Annotated in this window: 17 protein-coding genes; 1 reads left to right on the top strand and 16 read right to left on the bottom strand. The window is 58.4% G+C overall.

The window, feature by feature from the left end:
• Positions 1–51 precede the first annotated feature (51 nt).
• The 11 genes from OPC11_RS12805 to OPC11_RS12755 form a co-directional block, all read right to left on the bottom strand.
• Entirely contained in the window at positions 52–714 is a 663-nt protein-coding gene (locus OPC11_RS12805) for an AIM24 family protein (protein ID WP_264782140.1), read from the bottom strand.
• Between the two features lie 163 nt (positions 715–877).
• Entirely contained in the window at positions 878–2,581 is a 1,704-nt protein-coding gene (locus OPC11_RS12800; RefSeq protein ID WP_264782139.1) for an L-lactate permease, read from the bottom strand.
• Positions 2,582–3,421: 840 nt separating this feature from the next.
• Positions 3,422–3,742: a hypothetical protein gene (locus OPC11_RS12795; RefSeq protein ID WP_139025546.1), complete on the bottom strand. Its 321-nt coding sequence runs from the start codon at positions 3,740–3,742 to the stop codon at positions 3,422–3,424.
• A 467-nt stretch (positions 3,743–4,209) separates the two neighbouring features.
• Complete coding sequence (locus tag OPC11_RS12790) at positions 4,210–4,983, bottom strand: alpha/beta hydrolase (protein WP_264782138.1); 774 nt, start codon at positions 4,981–4,983, stop codon at positions 4,210–4,212.
• A gap of 185 nt (positions 4,984–5,168) precedes the next feature.
• Positions 5,169–7,406: a TrmB family transcriptional regulator sugar-binding domain-containing protein gene (locus OPC11_RS12785; RefSeq protein ID WP_264782137.1), complete on the bottom strand. Its 2,238-nt coding sequence runs from the start codon at positions 7,404–7,406 to the stop codon at positions 5,169–5,171.
• Positions 7,407–7,621: 215 nt separating this feature from the next.
• Positions 7,622–8,269 carry a hypothetical protein gene (locus tag OPC11_RS12780; RefSeq protein WP_264782136.1) on the bottom strand — a complete coding sequence of 216 codons (648 nt, stop codon included), beginning with the start codon at positions 8,267–8,269 and terminating at the stop codon, positions 7,622–7,624.
• Positions 8,270–8,272: 3 nt separating this feature from the next.
• Complete coding sequence (locus tag OPC11_RS12775) at positions 8,273–9,145, bottom strand: carbohydrate ABC transporter permease (protein ID WP_007983284.1); 873 nt, start codon at positions 9,143–9,145, stop codon at positions 8,273–8,275.
• On the bottom strand, positions 9,138–10,064 hold the full coding sequence (locus tag OPC11_RS12770; protein ID WP_049805662.1) for a sugar ABC transporter permease: 927 nt from the start codon (positions 10,062–10,064) through the stop codon (positions 9,138–9,140). The genes OPC11_RS12775 and OPC11_RS12770 overlap by 8 nt, the downstream gene beginning before the upstream one ends.
• Positions 10,065–10,074: 10 nt before the next feature.
• Positions 10,075–11,445, bottom strand: a complete 1,371-nt coding sequence (locus OPC11_RS12765) for an extracellular solute-binding protein (protein ID WP_264782135.1) — start codon at positions 11,443–11,445, stop codon at positions 10,075–10,077.
• Positions 11,446–11,543: 98 nt separating this feature from the next.
• On the bottom strand, positions 11,544–12,683 hold the full coding sequence (gene ugpC, locus OPC11_RS12760) for a sn-glycerol-3-phosphate ABC transporter ATP-binding protein UgpC (RefSeq protein ID WP_049805661.1): 1,140 nt from the start codon (positions 12,681–12,683) through the stop codon (positions 11,544–11,546).
• A gap of 113 nt (positions 12,684–12,796) precedes the next feature.
• Positions 12,797–14,953 carry a GH32 C-terminal domain-containing protein gene (locus tag OPC11_RS12755; RefSeq protein WP_264782134.1) on the bottom strand — a complete coding sequence of 719 codons (2,157 nt, stop codon included), beginning with the start codon at positions 14,951–14,953 and terminating at the stop codon, positions 12,797–12,799.
• Between the two features lie 594 nt (positions 14,954–15,547).
• On the opposite strand from OPC11_RS12755, the gene OPC11_RS12750 reads away from it, so the two are divergent.
• Positions 15,548–16,507: a DsbA family protein gene (locus OPC11_RS12750; protein ID WP_264782133.1), complete on the top strand. Its 960-nt coding sequence runs from the start codon at positions 15,548–15,550 to the stop codon at positions 16,505–16,507.
• 1,183 nt (positions 16,508–17,690) lie between these two features.
• Here OPC11_RS12750 and OPC11_RS12745 read toward each other — a convergent pair.
• The 5 genes from OPC11_RS12745 to OPC11_RS12725 form a co-directional block, all read right to left on the bottom strand.
• Complete coding sequence (locus tag OPC11_RS12745; RefSeq protein WP_264782132.1) at positions 17,691–18,848, bottom strand: cobalamin-independent methionine synthase II family protein; 1,158 nt, start codon at positions 18,846–18,848, stop codon at positions 17,691–17,693.
• Between the two features lie 143 nt (positions 18,849–18,991).
• On the bottom strand, positions 18,992–19,666 hold the full coding sequence (locus OPC11_RS12740; protein WP_007983272.1) for an ABC transporter permease: 675 nt from the start codon (positions 19,664–19,666) through the stop codon (positions 18,992–18,994).
• A gap of 1 nt (position 19,667) precedes the next feature.
• Positions 19,668–20,675, bottom strand: coding sequence for an ABC transporter ATP-binding protein (locus OPC11_RS12735; protein ID WP_264782131.1), 1,008 nt, complete (start codon positions 20,673–20,675; stop codon positions 19,668–19,670).
• Positions 20,676–20,710: 35 nt separating this feature from the next.
• A complete protein-coding gene (locus OPC11_RS12730; protein WP_264782130.1) occupies positions 20,711–21,442 on the bottom strand; it encodes an ABC transporter permease in 732 nt (243 codons plus the stop codon).
• A 5-nt stretch (positions 21,443–21,447) separates the two neighbouring features.
• A complete protein-coding gene (locus OPC11_RS12725) occupies positions 21,448–22,401 on the bottom strand; it encodes a glycine betaine ABC transporter substrate-binding protein (protein WP_264782129.1) in 954 nt (317 codons plus the stop codon).
• Positions 22,402–22,411 lie beyond the last annotated feature (10 nt).

Below are 22,411 nucleotides of genomic sequence, written 5' to 3'. Positions count from 1 at the left end.
ACGAGATATCGTGATCAGGGAGCGACCGTAGCTAATGACCGAACGAGGCCGTCACTGTTCGGGGTGTACTTCCTCGTACGGTTGGATGATGACGAATCCGCCTTCGTTGGCGAACTGAAGTTGGTACGACTCCCCAGAGGAGCGGCCGATGAAGCTCTTGAGGTTCAAATCCCGCTTCGAACTCGGAGAGACGTTGCTACTCCACGCGACCGTCGCACTGGGGTCGGTACTGACCGGCGTCGGGACGACGAGCGGTTTGCCGTGCGTGGTAATCGCGATATAGCCCGGACCCGAGAGATAGACGTTGAACAGACCGCCGGAGGTCGCTCCGGCGATGCTGCTCATCATCTTGATGTCCCAACTGACGCTGTCCTCGAACGCCAGCACGTCGTTTCCGTTGACGCTGATCTCGTCGTCGGCGTCCAGTTCGAGCAGTTGGACCTCTTTGCCTTGGTCGGCCAGATAGAGATGGCCGGTTCCCGTCGCCTTCATCATCACCGCTCCCTCGCCGGTGGCTTTCTGTTTCAGCATTCCTTTCAGTCCACCGGCGGACTTCTGTTCGAACGAAATTTCGCCGGTGTAGCCGACCATCGACCCCGCTCGTGCCATGACGCTACCGTCCACCGAAACATCGAGCAGCTTCGAACTTTCCAGTTCGAACGTGTTTTGCGTCTCGTTCGGTGCGTGGGAGGTTACAAATTCGTCGAGATTCATCGATTGATACCCAAACGAAGTATCTAATCACATTCGTTTGTAGTTACCGTCCGAAATTTGACCACGTTGTGAAACGAATTCACTATGTGGAACGAAGTCACTCGAACCATCGTCGTTTCCTCACACCTATCCGGCGATGCGAAGCGAAAAAAGTTCGGCGGCTTCAGAAGACGCCCGGGAAAATCACGTAGACGAACAGCATCGTCAGGATTCCCGTCATGCCCGCATAGTACGTCAACGGAAGGAGTTCGAGTCGGATGACCCGTCCTTCCTGTCCGACGAGGCCGACCACCGCGAGCGCGGCGACCACGTTGTGAATCGCGATGAGGTTCCCTATCGCACCGCCGACGGCCTGTGCACCGACGAGGATGGTACGCGAGACGGCGAGGTTCTCGGCGACGTTGTACTGGAACGTCCCGAACAGAATGTCGCTCACCGTGTTCGAACCCGCGAGGAACGCGCCGAACGCGCCTACGAGCGACGCGAAGAACGGGTAGACGCCGCCCGCGACGTTCGCCGTCGCGTCCGACAGGATGACCAGCATGCTGTCGATATCCGCCGCTTTGCCGGATTGAATCATGATCTGAACCGTCGCCACCGCGAACAGCAACGCGATGACCGCGGGGGTGACGTTCTCGGCCGTTTCGACCCACGAATCCTTTATCTGGCGTCCGTTCATGCCGTGTAGCGGAATGGTGAGCAGGTGAACGAATACGAAGACCGCCCCCGGGAGGTAGAGCAGTGCGAAGTCGTTATCGAGGCCAGTACCGAGGATGTTTGTCCACTTGAGGACGAGCGTACTCGTCAGGAAGTCCGTGAGGGGAGTCCAAACGCGGGTGAGAACGAGCAGCGCCGCCAGCAGCGCGTACGGCGTCCACGCTTTCCAAAGGGGCATCTGTTTCGTCACGACGCCACCGTCGGCGGCGACTGGAGTCTCGCTCGGGGACGTCTCACCGGGTTCGATGTCGCCGACCCAGTGTTCCGGCCAGAGTTCCTGCGGTGCGAAATCCCACTCTTCGTCGGGGTGGAAGAACCCGGCTTTCAGCGCACCGACGGTGAACACCATGCCGCTCATCGCGCCGATGAGGCCGGGGAACGTCGGTCCGAGGAAGTACGCGGTCAACCAGTACGGAACCGCGAAGGTGAACCACGCGAACAGGGTGAGTGGAAGCACTTCGAGCGCGGGTTTGATGGAACGTTCTTCGCCGAAAAACCGCGTCATCATGGCGACGCCGATAAACGGCAGTAGCATACCGACGATAACGTGGAACGACGCGGCCCACACGCCGATTTGGGCGACCCAACCAGGTACCGTCGTTCCCGCGGGCGTCGCCACGTTCGCCGTCGAGAACGTGTCCTGCAACCCGATGATGAGCGGCGTCCCCACCGCGCCGAAGGTGATGGCCATCAGGTTTCCGGTGAGCGCGACCACGACCGCCGCGAGCGGTGGAAACCCGAGCCCGACCAAGAGCGGACCGACGACGGCCGCCGGCGTTCCGAAACCAGCGGCGGCCTCGATGAACGACCCCATCAGGAAGACGAGCAGGACCACCTGAACGCGTCGGTCCTCGCTGATGGAGGTGAACCCGGCGTTGATAGTGTCGAAAGCGCCGGTCTGTTTCAGGGTGTACAACAGGAGAATCGCACCGAAAACGATCCAGAGGATGTTCGTCGCGGTGATGAAGCCGTTGATGGTCGCGGCCGCGACCCACGACGGCGTCATCTGCCAACTCGTGACTCCGACGACGACGGCGGATAACCATGCTATCGGCATCGCCCGAGTCGCTGGCCAGTACCGGCCGATCATGAGGTAGGCGATGACCGCCAGCGGCAGGACTGCGAGAACTATTTTGAGGGCACTCACCATCGCGACTCACCACTTAGCTTCGTCTTCGTTAACTGGGGTCGTCGTTCCTGGGCGCTCCTTTCCGCCGGTCTGTTTATCGATACGGCGTCCGAACTCGGACGGTATCGTCGCTGCCGTGTCATCGCTACTCTCCGTTGGTCGGTACCACCTGTCATGGACCTACGGTACACAGTGTAGAATATATAATTAACGAATTTTCTAATAATATTAATATAATATATCGGGGACGAGTCGGATGCCGTGAGGACGATTCCGGAGGTGTCCGTCGAAGCCGATACCGGGGACAATCGGCCGCCGAACGACGTTTCGTCCGTGGTGGCGATGTAGCTCAAAAACCGAGCCATTGCACGGTCGCAACGGAATCCTCCGGTCTCGTATGCCAAACCAGGACTAAAGGCGAAGATTCTTCGACGACCGATATCCCTCATCATCTATCGTTGCTCATTCGTCAGACATATTTCAATGAAATTCGAAAATGTATTTATCGATGCTGCCGGTACAGATGGAATATGTCTTACGATAACCCATCAACGAACGCTATCGGGCAGCCCATCTGCGGACGCACTGACGAAGACTCGAACCGGCCGTGTCAGTGCGTCGTCCCGTTTCCGGGGAGGCCCTGTCCCCATCATCGGGAATAAGCGTTGCACTGTCCGCTCATAGCATTACTGGACGATTCGAACTCGATGAGAAGTCTATGAGTTCGTCATTTTCGATCGACCCCTCGAAATCACACCGAAGCTCGCTCTGCTAGATTGGGGACAGAATCGACAGTTACTGCGATGGTAGACGGAACGTCGGGGACGCTTCCAAGCCGACCCAAGTGAAAGGGAAAGTCGATCACAATTCTCGGACGACTATTTCTCCATCCCGACTGATGGTAACGTTCAGACTACCGACCCAGAAGGAGGATTTCCACTTTTGGCGTCGATTGAGCATCGAAAAGTGGTCCTCAATATCGTGACGGCAACGCTGATGAACGAGCGATTTTGCTTCGTCTCGAGAATCATCGGTGACGAATGCGATGATGTCGATGAGACACTCGGTAAGTGGCGTCTCACCGTTCATATCGTATTCGAACCGATATTCGTGGACGAACATCTGTTTATCTATGGAATCGTCCACCGTCGATTCAGCGTTGATTGAAGCAGCGTTGGACATGACTACACGCTTCGTCTGTACAATAATAAGTATGTGGCACATACTACCAAGAAAGTATCAATTGAAATATTGTGAACGAGGGTGAACGTGGTGACGGTTTCGGGGGACGCCGACCTCACGGTCCCAAAGACATCAATTACAGCGGTCGTCCTCCGTTTCCTCGTCCCTATCCTCCGACCCGTCCGTCGAGTCGTCAGTGTCGGATTCGTCCGCCGTGATTTGATAGAGGATTTCGTCCCGGGTGTATCATCTTTGGAGTGCCCTACGCCGACTACACCGGTGTCCCGACGAACGATGCCAACGGGGGAAGCCCGAAAGCGAATGCACGGGCCGCGGCGGACTCCTGGCCGATAGTCTCGACTATCTTGAGAATGGACTGAGATAAGTGACATTTCATCCGGTAACGATGGTTCAAAGCACGGGCGCGGGACGAGACGAACAGAGCACCGAACTGGTTGACAGCCGGGCTACGCAGTCGCAGTACCCGATTTGCTCAGCCACGGAACGAGGATATCCGCTAGCCGTCGATGGGCGACGTCGTACGAGATGGTCGCTCGTGAGTCCCCTCGCTGACCGCGATACGAACCGAATTCGGTGTGGTTCATTCCGGCGATTTCGCGGAGCGTCGCGTTCTGCGGGAGGAGATTTCTACTCTCACGGTAGGCCTCCCGGTCCAAAACGGTATCCCTGCTGCCGGTGACGCTCAGTACGTCTATCGGACGTTCGCTCACGTTGGTATCGCAATACGACGCGAACTGCACCAGTCCTCGGACGTCGTGTGAGCTCGCATATCGACAAGCGGCAACGCCCCCGAGCGAATGTCCGCCGACGAACCACGTCCGAATCCCGGGATACCGAGACCTGACTTCCCCCGCAGCGCCCACATCGAGGAGGGCGACGTTGAACGGCATTTTCGGGACGAAGACCGTCACGTTGGCACGTCGCACCAGCGGTGCGAGAGAGGCATAATAGGCATCCGGTGCAACGCGCGCGCCGGGATAGAAAACGAGTCCGACGGTCGATGTCCCGTTCGTGGGAGAAAGAACCGTCACACCATCCGTTTTCGAAATCGAGACGTGTGGGTCGTTTGCTGCCGACTGCACCGAGGCCGATGTCCCGTGATGTGGAAGCGAGAAGTACACCGCGACACCACCGACGACGATGAGGATGACGGCCAGAAGGATACCGACTCCCACCTTCCATCGGCGGTTGGTCAACCGTCGCAGTCCGCTCTCGACCATTGTACCATAGAATGAACGTGAGCGAGGGGAGTAAGTATTCGGCTTCAGGAACCGACGACCGATACGTCGAAGTTCACGAATCGAATTCCGTATCGGCGTGAAACGGTCAGTCTCGTCGAGGATGGTTGCTTCCGCTCGATATGGCCCGTAGATGTCGAGCGTGGCCTTCGGTCGATGCGGGGCTATTAAGCCTCGAAGAGGGTGTCGTATTGGTCGAGGAGATGACGGATGGATTCCTCGGTCGGCGGAACTCCCTCGCGCATGAAACACCCCGCGACCGTATTCGCGAGGATGAGTGACGTCCCGTCGGACAGCCCCTCCGCATGGCCGAGCGTCAGCCCCGTATCGAAGTGGGCATCGGAGTTCGTGACCTGTTCGGGGGCCGGTCTGGGTGCTCGCGCGGTCACGATACCGGATTCTCGGGCGAGTGCCGCCTCGAGAAGCGTGTGGACCACGAATTTGGAAACACCGATTTCGTTACGGAGGGTCATGGCCGTGTTCGAAAGCGAACTGTCCGTCCCCTCCTCGTCGAGGACCGTGAGGAGACGCTTTGCTTGTGTCCGGTTCGTCGTAACCGTCACGGGAACGACGTCGTCGAGAGCGCGGAGGGACTGGAGCCCGTTTTTGACGAAGTTCGGTGACATTTGCTGAATGTCCGCGGGAGAGATGACGACCGAGTTCGGTGGGTGTTCGAGGAGCGGCCAAATTTCGTCCCGAAATCCATCCCAAACGGACGGAAGAGACGGAATGTTCGACCACGACCCGAAACCGAGGACGGTCGTCCCATCGACGGACTCCGCGAGCGTCTCGATACCGATCTCCTCGACCACCGTGTCCCAATCCACTTGGTCGAAGTTCGGCTCGCGGAGGATGAGCTTCCCGTCTTCGAACAGAATGTAATCGGCGAAGGTCGGCTCGCCTGCACTGAGGACATCGTGGGTGGAGAACACGTCTTCGAAGACGGAATGTATCGGGTCGCCGAACGTACCAAAGACGGTGAGGTCGTACCCGAAGTCGTCGAAAACTTGCCCGAGATGGACCGTGTGCCCACCGGGAATCGTTTCGGTGGGGACCCATTCGATGACCGGGACGCTGTCGCTCGCTTCGAATTCGATGAGAAGTTCCTTCAGGTCACCGAACTTTCGCATCGATTCGTAATCGCGGGACCCGTTCCGTTCCTCGATGAATTCACGCATCCGGTCGACGAACGCATCCATTCCGAGTGCGATTCGACCGTCGCCGAACTCCTCGGGGATCTCTTCTCGACAGCGCAGGAGGTGACGTTCCGTTTCGTCGTCGATGGTGGCGGGATGGTCTTTCCCGCTTTTTTCCCAAACGGTGAGCCGACGTGCTTGGTAGTCTTCGTACGTCGCTTTCCACCCCCCGACGGTAACGACGTCGGACGTGCCGGAATCGTACTCCGGGTCGAGTTCGACTTTGAGCGTCGCTCTGATATCGAATTCGGTGAAATAATACCCGGCGACCGTTCCACGCTTCGTCACCGCTTCACCGGTTCTGGTATCGTAGCCCTCGAATTCCACCTCGAAGGACTCGAGCGCCCGTTCCCGTGTCACGCGTTTGAGGTCGGAAAGGCAGTCCTTGAGTCGGATGTATTCCTTCGGAAACGTGGGCCAGTCGGGGTCGTCCGTCGGGTTCACCGGGCGAGCGAGCGGCCAGATAGAATCGGAGAGGAATCTATCAAAAAGGAATCCGAGCTCGGGATTCGTGATGTAGAACCCCTGCATTTCGGACGTCATCTTCCGTTTCGAGCCGTGAGTCCAGTAGAATGCACGTTCCCGATCCGCGCTCACCATGAGCGGTTCGTTGGAGGTGACTCCGTGAATGTCGTCCGCGAGGGCCGAGACTGATTCGTCGAGGTAGATATCGTCGCCGTCGACATCGTCTTCGGTCAGGTCGGATACGATGAGGCGAGAATGGACGTCGGCGGGCAGAGCCGTCAGGTCGTCTCGAAGCGTGTCCAGGTGTTTCCGCGGGAGAAGGAGAAAGAGGCTATCCTCCGCCGATTCGATCACCTTTCGTATGTATTTCTTGATGGTCGGTTCGCTCTTGAACAGCGCGACACCGCCTTCGACTTCCTCTACCGCTTCGTGTAGTTCGTCGAGTCGCTCTTCCGTTCGCGTAATCTGTTGCTTGATGGGCGAGAGCGCTTCGGACGGGTCGATGGCGTAGGCTTTCCGCGGATAGTCGTCGATGACTTCGACGAATCCCTCGTTCCGAAGGTCGCTGACGGTGTCGTACACTCGCTGTTTCGGGACGCCGCTCGACTCCGATATTTCCGTCATCGACTGCTTTCCGCCGCGGATAAGAGCGAGGTACACACTGGCCTCGTACTGAGACATCCCGATGTTCTCCTCGAGCGTCTCCTGGAGAACCGTGTCTTCCGCCTCGACCTGATCGTCCATGCGTCTACAATATTACCACATCCTAAAGGCAGTTTCGAGATGCATCACACACTGAAATTTTTTCAAATAAAATTTTATAATATAATATATTTATTTCCCGCTACGTCACGTAAATCGCTAGAATATCACACAAGCACGCGATAATCCCCTCGCCAGCGCACGTCTCGTCCCAGTCGATACGATACCGAACGGAGAGAGGACAATAGATGGCGTACTCACACGGCCGCCAGTGCCGAAGCCCGCCCGTTTTCGTCCGCGCGCGTGTCGAACTCGTCGGTGACGATGACGTGCAACGAGAAGGCGATTCCAGCGAACAGGAGGGGGAATGCGACCATGAGCAACGCGGTCACGACGAGGGTGACGACCGTGAGAAGTGCCATCGAGAGCACGGCAGTCGGGTGGGAAGCGACCCACCGAATCCCGTAGCGAAGCGCACTCACCGGAGAGACGCCCCTCGCCATCGCGCTGAACGTTGGAACCAGCACCAACGCGGAATACATCGCGACGTACCCGGCGATGAGCGCGATGATTTCGCCGAGCAGCATGCCCCGCGAGAGCGCCGGGATTCCGTAAAGGACCGAGATACCGCCGAAGACCACCGGGACGCCGCTGAAGACGACGCTCGCAACGCCGTTCCGTCGGAGAACCGAGCCCAAGCGTGAGACATCCACCGCGTTCCGCTCCGACCGCAGGTCCTGAACGGCCGCATACGCGAGCAGCGTCGCGGGTCCGACCGTGATGAGCGGAAGCGAGCAAACGACCCACGCGACGCTCAGGACGACCAATCGAAGTGCGTTGCCGTAGACGAAGCTCGGTACCGCCGTGAGCGCGCTGCGAAACGCGATTTGGTCCGTCTCGGCCATGTGTTATCCCGTCCCCGCTTGCATCTGGACGCTCGAAATGAGTTTGTCCTGGAACAGGAGGAAGACGATGAACAACGGCATCGAGGCGAGCGCGAGCGACGTCATGATGAGGTTCGGCGAGAGCGCGTTCACCGAGCGGAGCGTGACGACGCCGATGGGGAGCGTGAAGAGCGCATCGTCGTTCAGAACGATGAGCGGCCAGAGGAACTGGTTCCAGCTCCAGATGAACACGAACAGCCCCAGCGCGGTCAGGATGGGCGTCGATAGCGGAAGGATCATGTGCGTGTAGATACGCACCGACGAGAATCCGTCGAGACGCGCCGCTTCCTCCAGTTCCTTCGGGATATCGCGGAAGAACTGCACGAGCAGGAACACGCCGAGCGGTCCGGCCGCGAACGGCAGGATGATGGCCCAGTACGAGTTGATGAGCCCGAGGTCGTTGATCAACGTGTAGAGCGGAATGATGTTCACGTATCCGGGAATCATGAAGCTGGCCATGATGACGCCCAGCACGATGCTCCGCCCGGGCCACTCCAAACGCGTAATCGAGTAGGCGATCATCGAGTCGACGACCAGCACGATGAACGTCGTAATCGAGGAGATCAACAGCGTGTTGAACGCCCACTGGTAGATGATGGGCTCTTCGATGAGGTATCGCTTCCAAATCGCGAACGTGATCTCCGGCGGGACGAGGTGGAATCCACCCTGCGAGATGAACTTCATCGGCGTCACCGATAGCTGGAACATCCGCCAGTACGGGATGAAGAACAAGGCGGCCAACCCGTACATGACGACGTACAACCCGATCCGATAGAGCCGTTCGCTGTCGAAATATTCGGCCTGTGATTCGTCGACGGTGGTATCTGTATTACTCATTGTTCGTCCCCACGATGACGTAGTTCAGAATCGAGACGCCGACCAGAATAGCCAACAGCGTGTATCCCACCGCTGCGCCGAAGCCGAGGTCGCGCGTTTCGAATCCGAGTTGATAGAGGTACAAGACGAGGGTCTGTGTGTTTCCGGCCGGACCGCCCTTGGTCATGATGTACGGCTGGCCGAAGATCTGGAACTGGAAGATCGTCGATGCGACCAACACGAACAGGACGGCGTTTTTCATGTGCGGAAGCGTGATGTCCCAGAACATACGCCACGGCCCGGCGCCGTCGAGACGCGCCGCCTCGTAGAGTCGAGAGGGCACGTTCTGTCGCGCCGCGAGCAACACGGCGAAGTAGAAGCCCGATTGCCACCAGACGGTCGTGACGACGATGACGGGCATCGCCCAGAACTTCGAGTTCAGCGGCGATCCGTCGAAGAGCCAGCCGAGTAACAGCGTGCCGATGCCGTTCTGTGCAAACATCTGGAGCCAGATGATGCCGACGACCGAAACGGTGAGCACGTACGGGCTGAAGTAGATGAACTGGAGGATTCGGCTCCCCTTCAGTTCCTTGTTCAGCCCCAGTGCGAGCACCATGCTCACGACGAGGATGAGCGGAACGGTCATCGCGACGAACTGAATGGTGTTCCAGAACGCGTTCCAGAACATCGGGTCGTTCAACAAGCGAGCGTAGTTCGCCGCCCCGACGAACGTCGACTGCGACGGGTCGAGGAAGTTCCACTCGAAGAGGCTCATGTAGAGCCCCTTCAACAGTGGATACAGCAGAAAGACGCTGAACAACAGCAAGTACGGGGCCGCAAACAGGAGCCCAGCGAGCAGTTGGCGTGTCGACTGACTTCCGACCTGCTCTCGGATGGACCCGAATCGCCCCGCGGTTGTAGATGTATCGACGTTACTCATGATGAACCACCTACTGCCGATCTAAGGCTTGCTGGAGCGAGGTCGCGCTGTTTTTCACACCCTTCTTCACGGACGTATTGTGAAGATACATGTCGATGAAGGGGCCCCAGAACTTGTCGCTATTGATGTGAATTCCGGTCCGTGGCTGGTACCGAACCTGTTTGTCCTTCACCATCTCGTACATGGTCGAGATGGTATCGAACTCCGTCCAGAGCTTCGTGTTCTTGACTTTCTTCGACGTCGCCACGGATTTCGCGGCCGGGAGGTGACCGCCAGCGGACGCCCACAGGGTGTTGTTTTGGGTGGCGAATTCCGCGAACTCGACGGCCGCTTTCTTCTCTTCCTCGGTGTGGTTCGAGTTCGTCGGGAAGTACAGCGAATTCGACTCGGCCCATGCGACATTGTCGCCCTCTCCGGGGAACATGAACGGCTTCTTGAACGTAAAGGAGAGGTCGGACGGAATCTCGCCGTTCTCGTTCTCGAAGTTGTTGATCGACCACGTTCCGGCGATGAACATGCCGAGTTTGCCCGAGACGAAATCCTCCACGCGCGCGGATTCGCTCTGGAACTTCTGGGAGTCCCAGCCGAGTTTCCCGGTGATGTCGTTCATGAGCTGGGCCGTTTGCATCCCTTTCTCGTTGTCGAATGCGACTTTGTAGTCCCCCGGCTCACCGGTGAGGACGTTACCGCCCGCTTGCGTGAGGGCGATGATGTATGCGCGGTACGCCGCCTGTCCCGCTTTCCAGTTGATGAACGAGAAGGGACGAGCGTCGGTCTTCTTCTTGATGGTGTTCGCAGCGTTCGAGAACGAATCCCAGTCGGAAAAGTCCGGGTCGACACCCGCTTTCTCGAGGACTTTGTCGTTCGTGTACAGCCCCTTGCCGTGAACGTCGATGGGAAGGGCGTATGTGTTCCCGTCTATCTTGGTGTTCTCGCGTGCGATATCGAAGTACGCGCTCTTCGACTTCGACGAGAGGTAGTCGTCGATGGGGTCCGTGATCGGTTTGAGATGCCGACCGTACGAGGCGTAGTAACTGGCGATGTGCGGTGCATTCCCGGAGTTGACGGCGGTAAACAGCTTGTTGAGGAAGCTTCCGAACGGAACGCTTTGCGCGTTGATGTGGATACCGTTGTCCTTTTTGTTGAATTCGTCGACCAGCTCCGTCATCTCCTTTTTTTCCTGCGCCCCGAAGTACATCCAGTAATCCACGTTGACATCACCGGATTTCCCCGAGTTATCCGAATCCGACCCGCCACCGCCGGTGAGTCCGCTACACCCCGCGAGGGCGGTCGTCAACACCGCACCACCCGTACCGATAGCGTGGCGGCGAGAGATTCGGTTTCCGTTCGATTCGGTCGTGTTGGCGTCGTTCTGCGTCATTGTATCGATTTCCGTTTTCGGTTCGTAGTCGAGTGTTCGTCACACGGTTCTGCAGAGACCACCCGCTACCGGGGGTGGAGTCCTGTCGATCATCTCGCTCATGCAGGTGCCGACGAGTCGGTTCGTTCTTGAAGCGGCCGCTCACGGAGCAATAGATTCTCACCGGTGCGTCTATCGAACACGTGGATGTGTTCCGCAGGTAGGTCGAGAGCGACCGTCGTTCCGCTGTCGTACCGGACGTTTCCGTCGACGCGGACCGTCCATTCGTCGTCCCCTTTCGAGAGGTACAGGTAGTTGTCGCTCCCTTCGTGTTCGAGGACGTCGAGTCGCGCTCGAATCGGGGCCGACTGGTCCGCCGTCGCTTCGATGTGTTCGGGGCGAATGCCGAGGACGAACTCGTCGCTCGTCCCGTTCTCGCGGATCTGTTGTGCCCACTCCGATGAGATGTCGTACTCGAAGCTCGGGGCGGCGAGCGTCGTTCCCTGGAGTGAAACGTCGAAGAAGTTCATCGACGGAGAGCCGATGAAATCCGCGACGAATCGGTTCGTCGGTCTCGCGTACACTTCCTCGGGCGTTCCGACCTGCTGAATCGTTCCATCTCGGAGAATCACGATGCGGTCGGACATCGTCATCGCCTCCGTCTGGTCGTGGGTAACGTAGACGGACGTGGTTTCGAGTTCGTTCTGAATCCGCTGAAGCTCCGTTCGCATGTGGAGTCGCAGTTTCGCATCGAGATTCGACAGCGGTTCGTCGAAGAGGAACACTTCGGGCTGCCGGACGATTGCTCGTCCGGTCGCGACGCGCTGTTGTTGTCCTCCGGAGAGATTGTTAGGCTTCTTCTCGAGGTGCTCCTCGATGCCCATCATCTCCGCCGTCTCCTCGACGCGGCGGCGGATTTCGTCGCTACCGAGGTCGGTCGTCAACTTGAGACCGTAGGACATGTTCTTCCGCACGCTCATGTGCGGGTACAGCGCGTAATTCTGGAAGACCATCGCGACGCCTCGGTGCTGTGGCGGGACGTCGTTGATGACCGTCTCACCGATCCGAATACTGCCGCCGGTGATGTCCTCCAACCCGGCGATCATTCTGAGCAGCGTCGACTTTCCCGATCCAGATGGTCCGACGATGGTCAGAAATTCTCCATCGCTCACCTCGAGACTGACATCGTCGACAGCGGTGACCGTCCCCGTGTCACCGTCGTATTCTTTCCGCACCTGATGTATCGATATGCTACCCATTAACATCATTGTCTTTCACCCTACTACTTGAACGTTTCTTAACTACAGTGATTAATCTTTAATTTAGATTCGTTGACATAGCGGCGACTGGTCGAAAAAGAACCCGTGCTTCGTCAGGGCGTCGTCGTATCCAGTTCCCAAACCGCGAGCGACTCGACGACCACGTCTTTCCGCGTTGCGAAGAGGTCTACGTTGACGCTGTCCGAACGTGTCGGATAGATGCGACTGGTGAGACACTGCGCATCGTTCGCGAAGACTTCGAGCACGGATCGATCGAGAAAGACGTGTAAACGAATCGTCCCGTCCTCCGCACGTTGAATCGGCATCGTCTGTGAAGCGTCGTTGGTGTTCGGATTGGTACTCGAATCGCTTCGGTCGACGGTGAGCAATCGGCGCGGGACGTTACAGCGAACGACGGTTCGCTCGGTGTCGTCCGGTGATTGTCGGAGGACGATACCGAACTCGTGGACGTCCCGTGCATCGACGGTGAGTTCGACCTCCAACGTGTCGCTCGATATCTCCTCGAGATATCCCGTTTCGGACGGTGTGACTCGAAGATCCTCGTATCGGTGACAGTCGTCTCGCAGTTGCGTGATTTCGTCCGCCACCGTGATTCGAGGATACTGCTCGTCCGTCATCGTAACGACCCGGGGGAGCGACATCAGGCCCGACCAGCCAGCGTCCCACCGTTCCTCGCTGTCTCTATCTTCTTTCACCCAGCCGAACGAGATGGTCCGTCCCCGGTCGTCCTCGAAGGACTGTGGCGCATAGAAGGAGCCGTAATCGAGTATTCCCCGATGCGTCGGTTCGAACCGATGCTCTGTCTCGTCATACTCCCCGGTAAAGTAGACGACGTTTCGATAATCGGAAACGTGCAGGAGGGCTCCCTCGTCGAATCGAAGGAGTTCCGGACACTCCCATACCGGTCCCGTCTCCCGCCAATCGCCGACGAGGAGTGGATAGCAAAACTCCCAATCCTGGAGGTTCTGAGATTTGAATAGCAGCGCCGTTCCGCCTTCGTCTTCGACCCCCGACCCGATGAGTTGGTACCACGTGTCGTCGACGTTGTAGACGCAGTGGTCACGAAATTCCGCGCTCCAGTCCACGGTAGAGAGGATATCGACCGACCGTGGGACGGATTTGATGATCGGATTCGATGGCTCCTTCTCCCACGAGCGAAGACTGTCGTCCTCCGCGGTCGCTAAACACGGCAGTTGATCCTCGTGTTGCCCACCGGTGTACAACAGCCGGGGGGTTCCGTCGTCATCGATAAAGCACCCCGACCAACAGCCGTGTTCATCCGGGCCCTCCGGAGTCGGTGTGAGGGCGATCGGTTCGTCCGTCCAATGAACGAGGTCGTCGCTGACCGCATGCCCCCAGTGTATCGACCCGTGGAACGGTCCTGCCGGATTGTACTGATAGAACAAGTGATAGCGACCGTTCCACTGAACGAGGCCGTTCGGGTCGTTGAGCCAGTTCGCTGGCGGAGTGAAATGATACGCTGGCCGGTGGCGGGGGTCCCGTACGACCTCACGCATCGCCTCGAACTCCGCTTCGCCCTTCGGACGCCCCAACGTCGGCGGTACGTCTCCATCATCCGAAAGGTAGGACAGTGCGTTTTCGAGCAATCGTAGACGGGAAGACGAATGCGGGTCCTCGTCCGCAGATGCGTGTAGTCCGTGTCCGATACCGATGACGCGTCCCGCACCGACCTGCCAATGGAGGAGCGATTTCCGAGCGGGGTGCCGCCGTGCGGATTCGACACTCGCGGCCAGTACGTCGCCGTCGTACGGCGAGCGCTTTTCGTACTGAACGACGAGTCCCTCCGACCGGGACGTCGTGAGGAGTTCCGGTTCATCGAATCCCTCAAAGATGGGATGGTCTTCGTAGAGGGTTCGTATCAAAAATCCCCCGGAATCCACCGAACGGCGACGAACGACATCGGGTCGCTGCGTTTCGATGTCCAGGGATACGGCGGCGAGGACGGCACCGTGACTCAGGAGAAGGCCCCCTCCAGATTCGACGAACGACCGTATTTCTTCGGACGCTTCGGTTCCGTCATCGAGTGGTTCCTCGCTGTGCCACCACAGAACATCGTACGCGTCCAAATCGGTATCCGTGATGTCGTCGAGCGAAAGAAGCTCCGGTCTCGACGCCATCGTCTCCCATCCATGCGACTGCAGTGATTTCTCGCCGTCTTCGGCGACGATGTACGCGACGGACTGTTGGCACTCACCATCACCATCGGTAACACGGCCATTAATATTCATCACTCCAGTGGTTATTTTGATAGGGGTTAATGGTTCCGCATGGTTCTAGATATGTGACACCGATATCGTTCCGAGAAAGGGGACCGACCGAGACGAAGTACAAATGCACGAATAAAAATGGGGCGATTTTGGTAATACTATACAGTACACTGGGAAGTAGTACCAGATGGTTACACTCCAGAGGTTGGCCCAGAGGTCTCGCTCAGGAAGTCACTATACTTCCTCAAGGACGACCGGAGACCGGTCTTAATTCGTTACCGTGCCACATGGCTCGAGAACGGAGATTCAGGTCAGTAATGGATAAGCGGAGCAAAAACACGGGTTGGTATTTTTACCAGGTGTAAACAATATTGTACAATAAAAACTAAATTTATATTCTCTAACTAGTTCTTAGTATTATTTTCCACACATGATTTTGGGATATAGCCGAGAAAATGCGGTGGAGTTCGCTTCGGTTTATCGACTCCCACAGCTTCGAAACAGTTCGGGAATCGTCAGAATCGGAGTGAACATTTGAACGGTCGCCCGGCATTTTACTCCCCCCACTATTGGAGTAACTCGATGGCGCGACAGACCTCAACGCGACGCACATTCATGAAATCAGTATCTGCGGCGACGTTCGGACTCGGGGTGGTCGGAACCGCGAACGCGACACCATCCGTCGGCGGGGTGCCGGTTCCGGACGATACGGACGACCTCACGTACGCGACGATGGGAACGGATGCGGACAACCAGACGGCGACCGTCTTTGGCAACTTCAAGTGTCCGTACACGCAGAATTTCGTCAACAACAACCTCAAGGACGTTATCGACGAGTACGTCACCACGGGCCAGCTCAACGTCGAGTTTCGCGCACTCGCCTATCAGCCGCCGGGAACGACCTCCCACGGCTCATCGACCTACTATATTTCCAGCAGCGACCCACGGATTTCGGAAGTCGCACTGAGTGCGTGGAACGAGCGTCCTGCCGAGTACTGGGATTTCTTCGAGATGATGTTCCAGGAACTCGTCTCGGGGACGGTCACGTACGGAGAGATGCGAAACCATCTCGAATCGGCAGGCGTCGGCGACCGCTCCGAAATCATCGGTGACGCGAAAGGTGGGGACTACGACAGCGCAGTCGAACGAACGGCCGACGTCGCCGGTACCGTGGACGTCTCGTTCACCCCGACGTTCGAACTCGATGGGGATACGACGGCCCCACACCACGACACGGATTCTCTCCTCGATTGGATCGACTCCCGTCTCACCGGATCCTCGTCTTCCGACACTTCGTCTTCGTCAACGAAAGAAAGGACGATCACCATCGACGGAACCGGGACGGAACGATGGAGCGAGTACGAACTCACCGTGGACGGAACGATCGATAAGAGCACGGCGATGGACGCTTCGAAGGACTGGTCCGACAAACTCTCGGGGACGACCGTCAACGGCAAAGTCGGCCCCTGGCGGGACAGTTACACCATCACGGGAGAGATCACCCACTTCAGCATCGACGACGGTGCAGTCGTCTACCGAGACGGCGAGAGAGTCGAACCCCACCGTCTCGGATAGAGGGTCGACGGCCGTTTCAAAGTGAGTACGCACCGTATCACTCGTACCGAGTCGAATCAGTTCGAGTTCAAGTTCGACGTCTCTTCTGCCAACAGTACCACAGACTCCGTTCCACGGCGAAATCGAGGATAGGTTATCGATGCGAACACGTTCTTATTTTCTGAAATCACCACAAAGTATTTACCGAACGTCGGATACGGTTTTAACGTTGCGTGGTTGCACAGCGGGCTTGAACGGTCCCCGGGTCTGGCGCCATCACTCCTGATCCACCAACCACGCCATTGCTTCCTATCGAGATACGAACGTCGGTAGCGAGGGTATCCCATCCAAGAAGTGCGACACACGCTGTGGACACATTCTCGAAACGAAACCGGACTCCGGAAACGTCCAACGCCGACAGAGATAGTCCCCCGCTCGTCCCGAATATCGTCCCATCACCGATTGTATTCCAGCGGTAGATGCGGTCGAGTGAATCACCCGACCAGTTCCGTCCGTAGACGTACTGACGTACCCGACATTCGATCCGCTGACCGAGAGGGGACGCACTATCGACTCCGACTAGACGACGGTGGAGCGGCATCGTGACCGTTGTGTCAGTGAATTTCGGAACTGAGAGGGGACCGCGAAGAACGGCGGGTGACAGGGAAGAGCGTGGCGAGGAGACACTCTTTCGAAGGACAGAATATAATTATAGTTGATTGATTATCCAAGTGATAGAATTAACCGATGAGGAATAGATAAATTTAATCGTGGTGGTTTACGGATGTTGTGATAGTACGGATAGTCCCCCGTCACAGGAATACTTCAAAATCTACGGTGGGGAGTTGACGAACACATAACAAATTACTAATACATACATAAGCTGAAAAAGAACTTATCGTGTTAGACTTCAAAGAACAATCCGAGTGCTCAAAGAGAAAGCATACTGTCCACGGTGCGAAAAAGAACAGCCAGTGGTTGCAACTGTGAGCTGGCAATCGGATATGTGTCGGGTGTGTAGTGCGTCCATCGAGACCGAGGAATCAGGCACTTAGAGGAGGCGGTCGGACTCCGAGATGACCAATTATCCTCCCGCGCCTTAAGACGCGGAAATCCCGAACAGTTGAAGGTACGGTTTGCAGTCTACCACCGAATCACACGACTCGCACGCGTATAACCAGCGTTCAACGCGCTGACTATCGTGTCACCCGTCGATACGCTCGGTCGCGATTTCGGCACCCTCGACGAGCGCCTCCAGTTTTGCCCACGCTATCTCGGGACTCACCATTCCGAGTCCGGCCTGCGTACCGAAGCCACAGTCGGGCGCGGCGACCAGCGGCGTCGCGTCGTCGACCTCATCGGCGACCCGTTCGAGGCGGTCAGCGATGGTCTCGGGATGGTCGATGATGTTCGTTTTCACGTCGACGACGCCCGGAATCAGCGTCCAACCGTCGGGAACCGGGTGTTCGGCGAACGCGCGGTACTCGTGCTGGTGGCGGGGGTTCGCCTGCTCGATGCTGAGCCCGGTGATATCGGCTTCGTAGATTTCCGGGAGCATCTCGACCAAATCCGTATCGAGATGGTGGGGTCCCTCGTAGCTCCCCCAACAGGTGTGAAGCCGAACCTGCTCCGCCGGGACGTTCGACAGCGCCTCGTTGAGCGCCTTGACGTGGAGGCGCGTCGCCCCTTTGATGTCCTCAAGGGATTCTCCCGCGTACGCCGCCGTCTGACCGACGGTGAGGAGTTCGGGGGCATCGATCTGGAGGGTCATTCCGGTCTCGGCGACGAGTTCGTACTCCTCGGCCATCGCGTCCGCGGCGGCGAAGAGGAACTCCTCGTAGGAGTCGTAGTAGTCGTTGACGTGCGTGGCGGTGACGACGCTCGGCGACGCCGAGGTCACGAACGTCCCCTCGAAATCGGCGTCGGTGGCCGCGAGCGCGTCGCGGAACCGCGCGAGTTCGGCTTCTGCCTCGTCCTGGCCCGTGTACTCGATCGGACCGGTGACGACGGGGTGCATCGAGAGGTCGATGACGTCCGTTTTGAACGTCTCTTCGGCGTAGTCGGGGAACTCCTGCAGGTCCGCCCAGAGTTCCTGTTCGCGCTTCCCCTCGATGCCGCTCAGGCGGTCCGCGACGTACCAGTTGAACGAAACGCGGGACTGTTCGCCGTTGTTAGCGACGTCGATACCGACCTCGGCCTGTCGCGCAACGACATCGCGGGTCGCGTCCGCGACGGTCGAATCCCACTCGTCGGTGTCGACGGTTTCCCCGTCCTGACGTCTCGTGAGTAGGTCCAGCAGTTCCGGAGGTCGAGGTAGGCTTCCGATGTGCGTCGTGCGAATCCGGTCGTCATTTTCGGTCATTTGATACTCACACGAGTAATAATCATCGGGTATAAAATAACCCACGGTATTCTATTTGGGAGCCAAATCGGTCGGGAAAGCCACCTAACCGTTCGTTGCCGGGGGTCGCCCCGCCAATCCGCGGTCAGTACAACGAAAAAGAGCTATCCGGTCGCGATAGTCTGTGTCTGGGCCGAATTCGTCCCGAGCCGTCGTTCGATGAGCGCGAAGAGGAGGTCCAACCCGATGGCGAGCAGCGCGCCCGGAATCGCCCCGGCGAGGAGTTGTGGCGTATCGAAGAGGGAGATGCCGGTTATCACCCACACCCCGAGTCCGCCACCGCCGATGAAGAACGCGAGATAGGCGGTGCCGACGTTGAGGACGGCGCTCGTCCGAATCCCGGCGAAGATGACGGGAAGCGCGAGCGGCAACTTGATCTTTCGCAAAATCTGGTTCTCCGTCATTCCCATGCCGCGGGCCGCCGCGACCGTGCTCTCGTCCACGTCTTCGAGGCCAGCAACCGTGTTCGTGAGAATCGGTAACAGCGCGTAGGTGAACAGTCCGACGAGCGACGGGAGAAACCCGAGGCCGAGTAGGGGAAACACGAGCGCGATGATGGCGAGCGTCGGCACCGTCTGTGCGACGTTTCCGACGCTCATCACGACCCGCTTCACCTGCTTGTTCCGGGTGGCAAGGACACCCAACGGGATAGCGACGACGATGGCGAGGACGACCGACACGAGGACGAGCGCGAGGTGCTCCCGCAACAACGTGAGGAACGTATCGAAGTGCGAGAGGATGTACGTGAGCGCCGCATCGAGCGTTCCGAGGACGCTCATATTACGCACCCACCTCGGTCATAGACCGGTAGTCTCGGATGTCCCGTTCGGTGACTCGTCCCACGACATCGCCGTCCTCGACCACACGGAGGGCTTCGGTGTCCGTTTCTATCATCCGAGAGAGCGCCACCTCGGCGCTATCGGTCGGCGACACGTGAACGTCAGCAACCGACGCCGCCTCGGCGTCCGACGTGCCGCCGTCGACCGCGGCCGCCTGCGGTTCCCTGTCGACCGTTGCCGGTCGCATGATTTCCTCGACGCGGGTTATCTGCAACTCCTTGAGCGCCCGATTGTCGCCGATGAACTCCCTAACGAAGTCGTTCGCGGGGTTCTCCAATATCTCCCGCGGCGTTCCGTACTGGACGAGTTCGCCGACGTCGAAGACCGCGATTTTATCGCCCATCTTCAACGCCTCGTTGATGTCGTGCGTGACGAAGAGAATGGTCGTATCGATGCGCTCCTGAATTTCGAGGAACTCGTCCTGCAGTTCGGCCCGGGTGATGGGGTCGAGTGCGCCGAACGGTTCGTCCATCAAAATCACGTCCGGGTCGGCGGCGAGGGCACGCGCGACGCCGACCCGTTGCTGTTGCCCGCCGGACAGGGCTGAAGGGTACTGGTCGCGGTACGTCGCGGGTGGAAGACCCATCAGTTCGAGGAGTTCGTCGACGCGGCCGTCGATTCGGTCTTCGTCCCATCCCCGAAGTTCGGGCACCGTCGCGACGTTCTCGCCGACGGTCATGTGGTCGAACAACCCGATCTCCTGAATGACGTAGCCGATGTCCCGTCGTAGCTCGACCTTCTCCAACTCTTGGATGTCCGTTCCGTCGTAGTAGACCGTCCCTTCGGTCGGTTCTTCGAGCCGATTGACCAACGTCATCGTCGTCGTCTTCCCGCAGCCGGAAGGTCCGACGAAGACCGTCGTCGTCCCTCGCTCGACCTCGAACGTGATGTCCTCGATTGCGACCGTTTCGTCCGGGTACACCTTCGTGACGTTCTCGAATGTGATCATGCTGGATGCCTCCTGTGTGAATTCGTGTGTGTCGTTCATGCTATCGACCGCCGAATGATGCGCGTGGCGAGCGCCTGTTCAACGTCCTCTCCGTTTCGAAGCCGGAACAGCTGTTCCAGCACGCCGAAACCGTAGTCGAACGCGAGTGCGAGCAGCGAGACCGCCACAGTCGAGACGACGATTGCCGCCGGATAGGCCTCGCTGATACCGTTAAAAATCGGGTCTCCGAGGTTGTTCGCCCCGATGAACGCGCCGATTGCGGCGATACCGATGAGGATGACGACCGCGTTGCGGACGCCAGCCATGATAACGGGTATCGCTTGGGGAAGTTGGATACGCTGGAGGCGCTGTCGTCGGGTCATACCCATCCCACGACCGGCTTCGATGGTCGCGGAATCGACCTGCGTGAGACCGACGTACGTGTTCCGAACGATGGGAAGCTGTGCGTAGAGAACCAGCGCAATGACGACCGGTATCTTCCCGATGCCGACGAGGGGGATGAGCAGGCCGAACAGGGCGATGCTCGGCACCGTCATCAACATCCCCGCGGTCCAGAGAATGGCCTTGCCGAGCCGGTCGTCGAACGTGGCGAGGATTCCGAGCGGCACGCCGATGACCACCGCGAGCCACACCGAGTCGACGACGACGATGATGTGATTGAGCAACAGTTCCCAGAGGAGCGATTGATTCTTGGCGAGATACTCCACGTAACTTTCGAGCGCGAGCGGTGTGACCGCGTGCGAGAGTGCGAGGTGACTTTCGAACATCGATTTTAGATGACCTCCTTTCGCTGCAGATACTCTTTCGCGACCGTCTGTGGGTTCTTCTTCTCGATGGCCACCTGCTTGTTGAGGCGTCGCATCACGTCGGTTGTGAGTCCGTTGCTTGCTGCGTTCAGGAGGGATCGAATCGACGGGTGGTTCTCCAACGTCTCGCTGTCCACCAACGGAGCCGCGTTGTAGACCGGGAAATATCCCTTGTCGTCGGTGAGTACGCGGAGACCGAACTGGAGGATTCGTGGGTCGGTGTTGAAGCCGACGCCGACGTCGGCGGACCCCTTTCCGATGACCTGATACAACAGGCCGGAGCCGATGTTGTTCACGGTGACGTTCCCGAGGTCGTCCGCGAACCCGTAATGCTCGCTCAGTCCCGGCCAGCCGTCGGCCCGACTCTGGAACTCGGCGTTCAGCGCGACCGTGAGGTTCGAACCGTCGTTCTGGAGGAACTGCGCGAAGTCGGAGAGGGTTTCGACGCCCGTCTTCTTCGCCCAGTCCGGGTTCGCCAGGATGACGTACGTGTTGTTGAGCTGTGCACGCTGAAGAAACGTCAGCCCGTGTTTCTGCTCGAACTCCGCCTTCACCTTTCGGTAGAGCTTCTCGGGGTCGGAGATAACCGTGTCGTGTTGGGGCGGGAGCGTCTGCCACGCCGTCCCGGTGTACTCCCAGTACAACTGTACCTCGTCGGTGTCGAGGGCACGAAAGTTCGTCGTCGTTCCACCGAGACCGACCTGGTCGGTGACGTTCAAGTCGGTGTTCGCGGAGAGCGCCTCGTACGCGATGTAGCCCAGAACCTCCTGTTCGGTGAATCGCTTGGAGCTGACTTTGACCGACCCTCCTCCGAGTTCGGTGGCGAGGGTGAGACAGCCCGAAAGCCCCCCGATACCGGCAGTAGCGGCGAGACCACCTCCTGCCGCGAGGAACCTTCGTCGTGTGACTGACTGTGGCATACCCCGTCTT

The sequence above is a fragment of the Haladaptatus sp. T7 genome (genome assembly GCF_026008575.1).
Lineage (GTDB): Archaea > Halobacteriota > Halobacteria > Halobacteriales > Haladaptataceae > Haladaptatus > Haladaptatus paucihalophilus.
The sequence above is the reverse complement of the archived record's forward strand: the minus strand, read 5'-3'. Positions and strand labels throughout refer to the sequence as shown.